Source organism: Desulfovibrio legallii (assembly GCF_900102485.1).
In the GTDB taxonomy this organism is placed as follows: domain Bacteria; phylum Desulfobacterota; class Desulfovibrionia; order Desulfovibrionales; family Desulfovibrionaceae; genus Desulfovibrio; species Desulfovibrio legallii_A.
Window position 1 is genome coordinate 56727 of sequence record NZ_FNBX01000015.1, and the last position, 13984, is coordinate 70710.

Genomic DNA, 13984 nt, shown 5'->3' on the forward strand with positions numbered 1-13984 from the left:
ATCACGGCGTTATTGCTTCATACTGCAAAAAAAAGGCCAGTTTGACAAGCGGCCGTCCCCAAACGGCCGTCCGCGTCCCTTGCGCCTGCGTCCGGCTCCTGTTCAAGGGGGCGCAGCCTTCGGCCCCTTGCCTTTGCCCGGGCCTTGGGGCAGGCTGCGGCCATGCTGTTGCGTCTTTTCCCCACTGCGGCGGCGTCCGCGCCGGCGTCTCCGGCGGAAGCCGTCAGCCGCGCGACTGTGCAGGCCGCGCCGGGCGCAGTCCTTTCTCGGGCTGTCTGGCTTTCGGGCCTTGTGCCGCCGCAGCCCCTGTGCGGCGGCCTGGGGCGCTGCGGGCGCTGCCGGGTGCGCTTTTGCCGCGCGGCCCCGCCGCCCTTGCCCGCTGAGGTGGAAACGTTCACGCCGCAGGAGCTGGCGGCGGGCTGGCGGTTGGCCTGCCGCCGCACGGTTCCGGAAACTGGGGATTATTTGGACCTGGAACTGCCGGAGGAAGATTTTTACGCTTTCGGCGCGGCCGGGGCAACAGGTTCGTCCGCTTCGGGAACGGCCGTGACCCCGGCGGACGGCGCGCCCCTTGCGCTGGCCGTGGACCTGGGCACCACGTCCCTGTACTGGCGGGCCGTGACCCCGGAGGGCGAGGTGGCGGCGCAGGGGCACGGGCTCAACCCGCAGGCCGGGGCCGGGGCGGACGTCATGTCCCGCCTGGCCGTGGCGCGGGAGCCGGAGGGCCGTCGGGTGCTGGCGGAGCTTGTCCGGCAGGAGCTGCGCGCCGTGACGGCCCGGCTGGAAGCGCGGGGCGCGGGGCGCGTCCGGCGCGTCTGCCTGGCGGCCAATCCCGCCATGACGGCCATTTTTCTGGATCGGGACGTGTCTGGCCTCTGCACCGCGCCCTACCGGCTGGATTTTGCCGGGGATGCGGTCGCGGACGTGCCCGGCCTGCCCCCGGTCTATGTGCCGCCCCAGCCCGCGCCTTTTGTGGGCGGGGACGCAAGCGCCGGGCTGGCGGCCCTGCTGGCCCGGCATGCGCCCCGGCCCTTTGTGCTGGCGGATATGGGCACCAACGGCGAAATGGCCCTCATGACCGACGCGGGCCTCTGGCTGACCAGCGTGCCCCTGGGCCCGGCCCTGGAGGGCATCGGGCCGGAGTGCGGGCAGCAGGCCGGGCCCGGCGTGGTCACGGGCTTTGCCCTCACGCCGCAGGGCCTGACGGCGCGTTTTTTTGCGGACCCGGCAGCGAGGGCGGCGGGTGCGGCCCACAGCGCGGCCTGCCCTTGCCCCGCCTGCGCGGGCCCGCAGCCCGGTCAGGACCGGCGGGCCCGCGGCATCAGCGCCACGGGCTACCTCTCCTTGCTGGCCGCACTGCTGCGCGCCGGGCTGCTGCGCCCCGACGGGCGTCTGGATCCCGCCCCGGCCATGCCCCTGGCCCGCCGGGTGGCCGCCGGTCTTGAAGGGGGGCGTCTGCGCCTGCCGCACGGCCTGCGGCTCTGCCCTGCGGATGTGGAGGAGCTGCTCAAGGTCAAGGCGGCGTTCGCCCTGGCGCTGGCGGCCCTGCTCCGGGCCGGAGGCGTGCCCGTGGCCGGGCTTGCGCGCCTGTACCTGGCCGGCAGCCTGGGCGTGCATGTGGGCCTGGACGATCTGGAGACCCTGGGTTTCCTGCCCGCCGGCCTGGCCACCCGCACCCGGGCCGCGGGCAACACGGCGCTGGAGGGGGCCGCGCTGCTGGCCCTGCGCCCGGCGCGGGGCAGAGGGCTGGCCCGGATCTGCCGCGCGGCCCACGTTCTGGCCCTGACCGAACAACCGGATTTTGCCCAAGACTACCTGCGCCAGATGCGCTTTGGAGGCTGAATGTCCCGCAACGCCGCCGCGACCAGCGGTTTCTCGCCGTCCCGCAAAAAAAAGAGGGCAGGGGCCCCTGCCGCGCCTTGCCCTGCGCATTCTCCTCGTCCTGAGAATCAGGACGGAGCGCGACGTCCCCACCGTGAAGATGCGGGGCGGCCCGGTCCGGAGCAGGGCCGCCGCCCGACCGGCAGGCCGCGTCCGGCGCGTCGGGATCAGGCCGCGCGCCCGGCGGCGGAGCGTCCGTCCCCTTCTGAACGACGTTCGTCCCGCCCCGCTGCGCTGCCCGGATGCACCCCCTGGCGGCCAGCGGCCCAGCTGCTGCCCCCCGTACCTGAGGAGACGCGTCGGCTGCTGGAGCGCCTGCCCGAGGCCCTGCGCCGGGTGCGGCCCCTGAGCGCGGCCCACCGGCGCAGTCTGCCCGATGACGTGGCCGCCCTCTCCCAACTGCTCACCACGGAGCGGGCCGGGCTGCAACGGCCGTACTGGAGCTCCCCGGCGGCGGTGAGCGCTTATCTCTATTATTTTCTGCCCTGGAATCTGCTGCGGCTGGTGCGGCTGCTGGCGGCCCTGCCGCTGCCGGATCCGCGCGCGGCCGCGCCGGAGGGCGGCCAGGCCCTGCTGCTGGATCTGGGCTCCGGACCGCTGACCCTGCCCCTGGCCCTCTGGCTGGCCAGGCCCCAGTGGCGCAGTGCCCCCATTCAGGTGCTGGCCGTGGATACGGCGGCCCAGCCGCTGGACCTGGGCCGGGATCTGCTGACCGCCCTGGGCGAGCTGCACGGCGCGCCGGTCTGGCCCGTGCGCGTCGCGCGCGCCCCCCTGGAACGCGCCGCCCGCGCCGCCGGGCCATTGCTGGCGGGGGGCAAGGTCCGCCCCTGGCTGGTGAGCGCCGCCAATGTGCTCAATGAGCTGCGCTTTGGCGGGCACGGCGGGCACGGGGCGTACCCTGAGGACGAAGAGGCCGAGGAGCGCCCCCAGGGCTGCCGGGACGAACGGCTGGAAGCGCTGCTGGCCTCGTTGGGGCCGTTGTTCTGGGAGCGGACGGCGGATGGCCCGACGGCGGAGCTGGAGCCTCCAGCCCGCGCAGGCGGCCGGAATGCCGGAGGGGGGAAGACCGTGGGCGCGACGGTTGCGCCCGGGCTTGCGGCCGGGCCGGACCTGCTGGTGGTGGAGCCGGGCACGCGCCTGGGGGGCGGCACGGTCATGCGGCTGCGTCGGCTGGCCCTGGAGGGCGGCCTGCGGGCTACGGCCCCGTGTCCGCACAGCGCGGCCTGTCCTTTACTGGAAGAGCGCGGCCGGGGCTGGTGCCATTTTACTTTTGACAGCGGCGGCGCGCCTGCCTGGCTGGAGCAGCTTTCCGCTCAATCCGGGCTGGCCAAGAGCGGTTTGAGCCTTGCGCCGCTGCTTCTGACGCCGCGCCCTGCGGCGGAGGACGCCGGGGCGGACGGATCTGGCGCGGCGGCAGGTGACGCTGCCGCGGAGGGGAACGCCGCGGAGCCGACGGCCAGGCACAGCCGCGCGTGCGCCGCGCCGACGGGGGCCGGACGCGCCGCCGGAGCGCAGCCCGGCACAGAAGCCGCTGCGGGAGCGACGTGCCTGGCGCGGGTGCTTTCCGCGCCCTTTGCCGTGCCGGGCCTGCGGGGCGAGGCGCGTTACGCCTGCATGGCGGACGGACTGGCCTTGCTGGAAGACGCGGCAGGCCTGGCCTGCGGCGCGCTGACGCCCGTGCGCGTGCCGGAGAACGCCCGCCAGGACCGCAAAAGCGGGGCAGTTATCCTGCCTGCGCCCCAGGCTTCGCGGCGCGACAGGACTTGACACCGCCCGCCTGCCAATGGTTAAACCAAGCCCGAACCCGATAGCGGAACAGATTTCGGAGCGTGGCGCAGTCTGGTAGCGCACCTGCTTTGGGAGCAGGAAGTCGCTGGTTCGAATCCAGTCGCTCCGACCAGATATATTAAAGGCTTATGATAAATAACCATAAGCCTTTTTTATTGGGACATACAGAAGGGTAATCCTCCCAAAAAGAAGTAGCGTTTATGGGTAGAATTTCCGATACTGACCCGAACGGAGATTTTACATGAAAGCGTCCAGATTTTCCGACAGCCAGATTTTGGGAATTTTGAGGCAGGCCGAGAATGGGATCCCCGTGACCGAGCTTTGCCGCGAACACGGCATAAGCAGCGCCACGTTTTATAAATGGCGGGCAAAATATGGCGGCATGGATGTTTCGCTCATGGCTCGGATGAAAGAGCTGGAGAAGGAAAATGCCCGCCTGAAAAAGATGTATGCCGAAACGCAACTCAAATATGAAGTTATCCAGGAAGCCCTCACAAAAAAATGGTAAGGCCGTCTCAACGGGTTGAGCAGGGCAGGGGCTATGATGGGCTGCTGCTGGGCCACGCGGTCAATCGGGCCTTGTCCATGCGGCAGACGCGGGGCGTGCGCGTGCTGATCGTGGATGCCAAGGAGGCGCGGGTCGCCGCGTTCTACGAGGGCTTCGGCTTCCGGCGTACGGCTGGCGCGGCGCTGACGTTGTATTTGCCTGTGCCAGTCTCGGTGGATTGAACATGCAGTCTGCTTTTACCGCCTACCATGCCAAGTACTACGCCCACGAGCTGACGCGACGACACGCCGCCGATGGCGTAGATCGCCTCTCCCAATCGCTGTTCGATGCCAGCGTCGATCTGAACCCGCATCAGATCGAAGCAGCGTTGTTCGCCCTACGCAATCCCTTGCAGGAAGGCGTACTGCTGGCTGACGAGGTGGGGCTGGGCAAGACCATCGAAGCCGCGCTGGTGATTTGCCAATGCTGGGCTGAGCGCCGCCGCCGGCTCTTGGTCATCTGCCCGGCAAGCCTGCGCAAGCAATGGGCGCAGGAGCTGCACGATAAGTTCGCCGTGCCCACTACCGTGGTGGATACCGTTGCTCTGCGCAAGCAGTCCGCTGGCGATACACTCGCCACACTGCAACGGCTGGTCGGCAAGGCGGTTGTGATCCTGTCCTACCAGTTCGCCGCCAAACTGGAGGCCGAGCTACGGGCCGTGCCATGGGATGTGGTGGTCATCGACGAAGCGCACAAACTGCGCCATGCACACCGCGCCAGCAACCGCACCGGGCAGGCGCTCAAGCGCGCACTGCAAGGTCGCAAGAAGCTGCTGCTCACCGCTACGCCGATGCAGAACTCGCTGATGGAGCTGTACGGCCTGTCGACGTTGATCGACGAGCACCTGTTCGGCGACGAGGCCGCCTTCCGCAAGCAGTTCATGAACAGCAGCACCGGAATGGATGAATTGCGTGAGCGCCTTGCCAGCTTCGCAAAGCGCACCTTGCGGCGCGATGTGTTGGAGTACATCCAATACACCGAACGCAAGGCACTCACCCAGCCGTTCAATCCCACCGACGCCGAACAGGCGCTCTACGAACGTATCTCGGCCTTCCTCCAGAAAGAAGATTCCTACGCCCTGCCCAAGCAGCAACGCCATCTCACGGCGCTGATCTTGCGCAAGCTGCTGGCCTCCAGTTCGCACGCCGTTGCTGCCACCTTGGCCACCATCCGCGAGCGCCTGCGGGATTTGCTCACGACAGGCCAAGCGCAAGACGACGGCAGCCCGCTGGTCGAACAACTCATTGCCGAGGACGACCTGGAGCAGGACTACCTGGAAGAGGACGCCAGCGAGGCCGACGAAGACGCCGAAGCCCTTACGCCCGCGCTAACGGAAGGCGCTAAGACGGGCGCTGCAAAAGATGCCCATGCCGACCGCGCTGCCATCACCTCCGAGATCGAGGAGCTGACCTCCTTCATTGATGCCGCCCAGGCCCTGAAAACCGACACCAAGGCACAGGCGCTATTGAAGGCGCTCAACCTGGGCTTCGGCAAGCTGGCTGAGCTGGGCGCACCGCGCAAAGCCATCATCTTCACGGAGTCCAGGCGCACGCAGGAGTACCTGCACCGTTTCCTCACAGCCAACAGCTACGCGGGCAAGCTGGTGCTGTTCAGTGGCACCAACACCCACGAGGAATCCACAGCCATCTATCAGCGCTGGCTGGAAGAGTACAAAGGCACCGATCGCGTCACCGGCTCGCCGCAGGTGGACCGCCGCACCGCGCTCATCAATCACTTTCGCAAGGACGACGGCACCGGCGCGGAAATCATGATCGCCACCGAAGCGGCGGCCGAAGGCGTCAATCTGCAGTTCTGCTCGCTGGTCATCAACTACGACCTGCCGTGGAACCCGCAACGCGTCGAACAGCGCATTGGCCGCTGCCATCGCTACGGTCAGCGTTTCGATGTGGTGGTCATCAACTTCCTCAACACCCGCAACCAAGCCGACCAGCGCGTACTGGAACTGCTCACCGAGAAATTCAACCTGTTCTCGGGCGTGTTCGGCGCAAGCGATGAAGTGCTCGGTCGTGTCGAGGGCAGCATCGACTTCGAGAAGCGCGTGCTCCAGATTTACGACACCTGTCGTCAGCCGGACGAGATCGAGGCCGCCTTCAATCAGCTGCAAGCAGAACTGGAAGAATCCATCGCCGACCGCATCAAGGAAACCCAGACGCAATTGCTGGAGAACTTCGACGAGGACGTTCACGACCGCCTAAGGCTGCGACTGGATGAGACCGAAGCAAGGCTTGACAAACTGGGGCGCTGGTTCTGGGGTGTCACACGCTTTGCGCTCAATGACCGTGCACGCTTCGACGAGCAGTCCCATGCGTTCTCATTGAGCACGCCGCCGACCGGCATCGCGCCGGGTCGCTACCAGCTCATCCGAGGGGCGGCGCAGCCGGACATGCTCGCCCACGCCTACCGCCTCAGCCACCCGCTGGGGGAATGGAGCATTGATACCAGCCTGAAGGCAGCAACCCCCGTTGCCATCTTGAAGCTCGACTACAGCAAACACGGCGCACGCGTTTCCGTGGTCGAGAATCTGCGCGGCAAGTCTGGCTGGCTGACGCTGGTTCGACTGGAAGTGACGGCCTTCGAGACCACCGAGGCGCTGCTGTTCTCCGGCCTCACCGACGATGGCCAGGTGCTGGATCAGGAAACCTGCGAAAAGCTGATGACCATTCCAGCCGCAGGCAAACCCACGCCTCTGAGAACGGCCATCCCCGAGGCCCTGATGGCCAACAGCCAGCGCGCGGTCGCCGCCACCCTTGCTCAGGTGCTGGAAACCAACCAGCGCCTGTTCAACGAGGAGCGCGACAAGCTGGAACGCTGGGCCGATGACAAGCTGCTGGCCGCAGAGGAAGCCCTGAAGCACACCAAGGCACATATCGCCCAGCTGAAGCGCGACGCCCGCAAGACGGCCACCTTGCAGGAGCAAGACGGCATCCAGCGTGAAATCGCGGAATTGGAACGCAAACAGCGCCGTCAACGACAGGACATCTTCGCCGTCGAGGACGAGATTATCGCCAAGCGTGACGAATTGATTGCCTCGCTCCAGCAGCGATTGCAAGAAAAGACATCCAGCGAAACCCTGTTCAGCATCCGCTGGCAGGTATCGTGAAATCAGCATCAGAAATTGCGAGATCAGGGAGCGCCATGACCACCAAACAGAATCCAAAATTCCAGGAGCTCGTCGCCAAGCTGCGCGAAATCTTCCAGATAGACCGTCCGGAACTGGATTTCGGCATCTACCGCATCCTCAATGCCCGCGCGGGTGAGATCAACGACTATCTGCAAAGCCGGCTGGCCGAGAAGGTACAGGCCGCACTCTCCGCAGGCAGCACCGCCAGCGCACAGCAATTGCAGGTCGATCTGTACAAGGCCATCCAGCAGGCGCAAGACGTGGGTATCAACCCCGATGACGCGCCCAAAGTCAAGGACCTGCGCGCCAGGCTGAAAGAAGCCACCGCAGGCAACAGTGAACACGAAAACGCCGTGTTTTCGCACCTGCTCACCTTCTTCTCGCGCTATTACCAGGATGGCGATTTCATCAGCCAGCGCCGCTACAAGGGCGACACCTACGCCATCCCCTACGCGGGCGAGGAGGTGATGCTGTACTGGGCCAACAAGGATCAGTACTACACCAAGAGCGGCGAAAACTTCAGCAATTACCGCTTCAAGCTCGATGATGGCCGCAGCGTGCATTTCCGCCTCGCCGCCGCCGACACCGCCAAGGACAACCGCAAGGACAACGACAAGGAACGCCGCTTCGTGCTGGCGCAGCACAAGACCGTCACCCGCGTGGATGAAAACGGCGACGAGTACGAAGAAGACATCCTGCCGGTGGAGGAAATCGCCACGGCCGACGGCCAGACCGAACTGGTGATCCGCTTCGAGTACGCCGCCCAGTCCAAAGGCACCAAGCAGGAGGCGCTAGTCACCAAGGCCGTGGAGGCCGTGCTGGCCGATGCCGCCGTCAAGGCCCGCTGGCTTTCCTTAAGCAACCGTGCGCCGACGGAAAAGAATCCGCAACGCACGCTGCTGGAAAAACACCTGACGAACTACACCACGAAGAACACGGCGGATTACTTCATCCACAAGGACCTGGGTGGCTTCTTGCGCCGCGAGCTGGACTTCTACATCAAGAACGAAGTCATGCATCTGGACGATGTGCAGAATGCGGGCGCGTTCGCGGACATCGAAAAGAACCTGCGCATGATCCAGTGCCTGCGCAGCATCGCGCTGGAGCTGATCACGTTCCTGGCGCAGTTGGAAGACTTCCAGAAGAAGCTGTGGCTGAAAAAGAAATTCGTGGTGTCCAGCCACTACTGCATCACGTTGGATCGGGTGCCGGAAGCACTGTGGCCGGAAGTGGCGGCCAATGAGCAGCAATGGGCGCAGTGGAAACAGCTGGGCGTTTGGGATGGCGATGCGCCGGGGACTCTGGAGGACTTGACGGCTGCGCAGTATCGGATGGTGGATACGAGTCTGTTTAGTCGAGATTTTGCTGAAAGATTGTTGTCCGAAATCGAAGGGGTTGATGAGAGCTTAAATGGCCTCCTTTTTCACGGAGACAATTTTCAGGCGCTTAATTTCCTAAATCACCAATTCAATAAATCCATTGGTTGTATTTATATTGACCCTCCCTACAACGCGCCGAATAGCCAAATTGCATACAAGAACAACTTCAAACATTCATCATTTCTCTCGCTCATTGACAACAGACTAAGCGCTGCTAAACCGTTATCTTCAGATAGCGGCGCGCTTGTCATCGCAATTGACAAGAACGAGGAGAATGGGGTTTCTAGGCTCGTATCCGAGCTTTTCCATGATAACGACAATGTTTTGGTGACTGTCGAGCACAACAGAAAGGGTGTGCAAGGAGATCACTTCTCTTACACGAATGAGTATGCAATTTTTTCCATTCCGAAATCCCGAGGCGACTTGAATCAGGTCGCGAGGGAGGAAGGTGACTATGAATACTCAAATCTTCGGAATTGGGGTGGGGAGTCCCTGCGAACTGATGCTGCAAATTGCTTTTATCCAATTTACGTTAAAGGTCAAGATATCGTTGGTTTTGGTGATGTTTGGTTTGACACGGATCAGCATCCCGCGGGAGCTAATGTGCTTCGTGAAGATGGCGTTGTTGAGGTGTTTCCAATCGATGGTAATCGTATAGAAAGAAAGTGGCGATATGAGCGAGGAACCGTCGAGTCAATAAAGAGTCGCCTGAAGGTCGATATTGGGCGAGGTGGGATGATTCAGATCAAGATTGCAAAGGTGAGCGATCAATTCAAGACTGTTTGGTATTCGCCGAAGTACAACGCTGGAGATAACGGAACTCAACTAGCAAAGCAAATGGGTGTTCCGATTGGTGAATTTGACTATCCGAAATCAATTCACACCACAAAAGATTGCATATTCGCTGTGTCATCCGATGATGACTGGGTGCTGGACTATTTTTCCGGCTCCGGAACCACTGGCCAGGCTGTGATCACACTTAATCGTGAAGTCCAAGGCTCTCGCCGTAAATACATTCTTGTTGAGCAAGGTGAATACTTCGAGTCGGTACTTAAGGCTAGATTGCAGAAGACTGTGTATGCCGCGACTTGGGCAGATGGTAAGCCAACCAGCCCTGAAACCGGCATTTCCCACTGCTTCAAAGTCCTCAAGCTCGAAAGCTACGAAGACACCCTGAACAACCTGCAACTGCGTCGTACGTCCGCGCAGGGCGATTTGCTGAACACCTTGCCGCAGCAGGCCAAGGACGACTACCTGCTCAACTACCTGCTGGACGTGGAAAGCCGTGGCTCGTTGCTGTCGGTGGGAGACTTCAAGAAGCCCTTCGACTACACCCTCAATGTGGCCGTGGATTCGGCGGGCGCGTTCGAGCCGCGTAAGGTCGATCTGGTGGAAACCTTCAATTACCTAATCGGCCTGCGCGTCAAGCACATGGACGCCCAGCCGCAGCGCGGCTTTGTCACCGTTACCGGCACCTTGCCCAGTGGCGAAAGCTGCCTGGTGCTCTGGCGCGATTGCGACGTGCTGGACTACGAAGGCATCAGCAAGCTCTGTGACAAGCTGGCCATCAACCCGGCGGACAACGAGTTCGACGTGGTCTACATCAACGGCGACCACAACATTCCCACCGTGCTGACGCAGACGGCCGAGGAAGGCGGTGCCACCCGCGTACTCAAGCTGCGTCAGATCGAGCCGGAGTTTCTGGAGCGCATGTTCTCGGTGGAGGACATCTGATGGCGCGCGCAGCAAAACCGAAAGCCCAAAAACGCAGCTTCCATCAGGAATTGGTGCTCAACCGCTGGGTGCTGGGTTTCTTTCAAGGCGGCACGCTGGCGGCACTGAAACAGCGGATCGGGGACGACCGCTTCGAGGGCATGGACGAGGACGGCCAGACCAGGTTCTTCCACGAACTGATCCGAGGCTTGTTCGATCCCAACAAGGTGCCCGAGGCCGACCTGCGGCGCTACGACTTGAACGTCGTCGCCCACTGGCAGGCCATCACCGCCCAGCGCAACAAGCTGGAAGGCCATGAGTTGCAGATGAAGTACTTCCAGTACCTCTCGCTGCTGTTCACCGAGCTGTATCTGGATTGGTACTTCAACCACCGTCAGGACCTGCTCGATGGCCTGAACGAGGAAATGACGCGCTACCGCGCCGAGCCGGGCGCGGAGCCGTTCCGCGACTTCGAGGCCGACGACCTGAACAAGATCGCTTTCTGGAACGCCACGGGATCGGGCAAGACGCTGCTGCTGCATGTCAACATCCGCCAGTACCTGCACTACTTCCAGGCGGGGCACGGCGATCATCACCCCAACAAGATCATTCTGCTCACGCCCAACGAAGGCTTGAGCCGTCAGCATCTGGAGGAATTGCGCCTGTCCGGTTTCGTCTTTGCGCAGATCTTCAACAAGGCGCAGACGCCGCCGCGCGGCACCATCGAAATCATTGACATCAACAAGCTGGGCGATGAGATGGGCGACAAGACCGTCGCCGTGGATGCCTTCGAGGGCAACAACCTGGTGCTGGTGGACGAAGGCCACCGTGGTACGGGCACGGCGGCGGGCGCGTGGATGGCGCGACGCGATGCACTGGTGCGAGGCGGTTTTGCCTTCGAGTACTCGGCCACCTTCGGACAGGCAGTGGCCAAAGGCTTTACGGTGGTGCAGGCCGAAGAAGACATCCAGAAGAAGCGCGCCAAGATGCTGTTCGAGACGACCAGCCTGAAGAAGCTGGACGAAGACCAAAAGGCGCAGTTGGCGCTGACGGAGGAGGACAAGCGCCGTGCGCGTGTTATCGCCACGCGCGAGATCTACGCCAAGTGCATCCTGTTCGATTACTCGTACAAGTTCTTCTATGAGGATGGCTACGGCAAAGAATCGCTGATCCTCAACATGAGCGGCGAGGCCTACGAGCAGGCGGACAACGCGCGCAAGTATTTCGCCGCCTGTCTGCTGGCCTACTACCAGCAGCTCTGGCTGTGGAGCACGCACCGCGACAAGCTGGCCGATTTCAACATCGAGAAGCCGCTGTGGGTGTTCGTGGGCAACACCGTCTCCGGCGAGGAGTCGGACATCCTGGAAGTGGTGAACTTCCTCGCCGACTTCCTGAACAGCGAAGCGCAGATCAAGCGCTGGCTGACCGACCTGATTGCGGACAAGGCGCAGATTCTGGACGCCAAGGGCAACAACATCTTCAGCGGGCGCTTCACGCCCTTGATGGACTTCGGCGGTCGCGTGGATGAGCTGTACGCCGACATCCTGCTGCGCGTGTTCAATGCCCCGGCCCGCCAGCGCTTGAAACTGGTCAACATCAAGAGCAGCAAGGGGGAACTGGCGTTGCGCGTTGGCGATGCAGAGCCCTTCGGCCTCATCAACATCGGCGACGATGCGGGCTTCTTCGGGATGGCAGAGGACGTGGACGCCTTCGACAGCGAACGCGACGACTTCGGCGGTGCGCTGTTCGGCACGCTGAACAACAAGGACAACCGCCTCAACGTGTTGATCGGTTCGCGCAAGTTCACGGAAGGCTGGAGCAGTTGGCGCGTGTCCACGATGGGGCTGCTGAACATGGGCCAGGGCGAAGGCTCGCAGATCATCCAGTTGTTCGGGCGCGGCGTGCGCCTCAAGGGCAAGGGATTCTCGCTCAAGCGCAGCTTGCCGCAGGAGCGGCCCAAAGGCGTGCATCTGGACAAGCTGGAGGCGCTGAACATTTTCGGCGTGCGCGCCAGCTACATGGCCGAGTTCAAAGGCTACCTGGGCAAGGAAGACATCACGCCCAGTGACGAAGTGCTGGAGCTGGACTTCCCAACGCGGGCCAACCTGCCCAAGGGCAAGCTCAAGACCTTGGCGCTGAAGGATGGCTACAAGGACAACCAGAAACTCGGGTTCAAGCGCACGCACTTCCCTTGGCTGTACGAAATACCCACGCAGTTCCAGGGCAAGATCAAGCCCCCCCATGTGGTACTCGACCTGTACCCGCGTGTCGAGGCGCTTTCAAGCAAGGACAAGGGCACAACCCCCACGACGGAAGCCCGCAACAAAAGCAAGCTGAATCAGACGCTGTTCCCGGCTTTCAATTGGGATCGCATCTATCTGGCGTTGCAGGATTACAAGCTGCAGCGCAGCTGGAGCAACCTGCGGCTGGAACAGCAGAAGCTGATCGACTTCTGTGCGGGCATGCAGGATTGGTACACGCTGTTCATCCCGGCGGCGGAACTGAGCGTGACGACCTTCGCCGACATCCGCAAGCAGGAAGACATCCTGCTGCGACTGCTGACGGACTACACCGACCGCTTCTACAAGGCGCTGAAGACGGGCTACGAAGGACAGTTTTACGAGGTTGTCCAGGTTGATGAGGACAGTGGCTCGATGCTCAAACTGTACCAGTTCGAGATCGAGGACAGCGACGATGGACAGGCATATCTGAACAGGCTGGAAGTGCTGAAAAAACTGGTGGTCGAAGGCAAGATCGGCGAAGCCAGCCAGTGGAACGCGCCGCACATGGTGGCCATCAGCTTCGACCGGCACCTGTTCTACCCGCTGTTCGGCTTCGAAAGCGATGACGAAAAGAAACAGGTGCCACTGAAACTGACCCCGCTGGGCCTGGGCGCACCCAGCGAGGTGCAGTTCGTGCGCGATCTGGAGGCGTTCTATGCTTCAGCTGAAGGCAGGCAGGCCATCGGCCCGCGCAGCCTGTATTTGCTGCGCAACGCTGCGAGCGCGGACAAGGGCCTGGGCTTCGCGTTGGCCGGCAACTTCTATCCGGACTTCCTGCTGTGGCTGGTGGACGATGCCACCGGCAAGCAGTGGCTGACGTTCGTCGATCCGAAGGGGTTGCGCAATCTCGACCTGTCACATCCCAAGCTGGGCCTCTACAAGGAAGTGAAGGCACTGGAAACGACGCTGGCTGCACAGGCCAAGGCGGGGGAAGCGCCGCTGGTCCTGAATGCCTTCATTCTCTCGCCAACCAAGTTCAGCGATTTGCTCAACGTGGGGGATCCCGCAAAGAAGGCTGCTCTGGAAGATCGTCATGTGCTGTTCATGGAAGATGGCGCCAGCAGCTACCTGAAAAAGCTCTTGTCAAAATTGGATTGAGCATGGAATTTTTGATAACGTACGGTATTTTTGACCCTCCCCCAGGAAAATATACCATTGAAAAGTTAGTGTTCCTGGCATAGGAGCACAAGAATGAAACGCAGCAGATTTACCGAAGAACAGATTATTGGGATATTGCGGCAGGCCGAGGCAG

Annotated in this window: 5 protein-coding genes, 1 tRNA gene and 1 pseudogene; all 7 read left to right on the forward strand. The window is 62.5% G+C overall.

The features are described from left to right. Positions 1 to 162: 162 nt before the first annotated feature. Positions 163 to 1842 (forward strand): ASKHA domain-containing protein, encoded by a 1680-nt coding sequence (locus BLS55_RS09285; RefSeq protein WP_092154572.1) that lies wholly within the window; start codon positions 163 to 165, stop codon positions 1840 to 1842. After that, on the forward strand, positions 1843 to 3648 hold the full coding sequence (locus tag BLS55_RS09290) for a small ribosomal subunit Rsm22 family protein (RefSeq protein WP_143339545.1): 1806 nt from the start codon (positions 1843 to 1845) through the stop codon (positions 3646 to 3648). Between the two features lie 56 nt (positions 3649 to 3704). After that, a tRNA-Pro gene (locus BLS55_RS09295) sits at positions 3705 to 3781 on the forward strand. Positions 3782 to 3910: 129 nt separating this feature from the next. Next, a pseudogene (locus BLS55_RS09300) lies at positions 3911 to 4171 on the forward strand (transposase); the annotation flags it as partial. Positions 4172 to 4400: 229 nt separating this feature from the next. Continuing rightward, positions 4401 to 7337, forward strand: a complete 2937-nt coding sequence (locus tag BLS55_RS09305) for an SNF2-related protein (RefSeq protein WP_092154576.1) — start codon at positions 4401 to 4403, stop codon at positions 7335 to 7337. A gap of 35 nt (positions 7338 to 7372) precedes the next feature. Next, on the forward strand, positions 7373 to 10471 hold the full coding sequence (locus BLS55_RS09310) for a DNA methyltransferase (RefSeq protein ID WP_092154577.1): 3099 nt from the start codon (positions 7373 to 7375) through the stop codon (positions 10469 to 10471). Next, positions 10471 to 13830, forward strand: a complete 3360-nt coding sequence (locus tag BLS55_RS09315; RefSeq protein WP_092154579.1) for a DEAD/DEAH box helicase family protein — start codon at positions 10471 to 10473, stop codon at positions 13828 to 13830. Before BLS55_RS09310 ends, BLS55_RS09315 begins: the two co-directional genes overlap by 1 nt. The last annotated feature ends 154 nt before the right edge of the window (positions 13831 to 13984 follow it).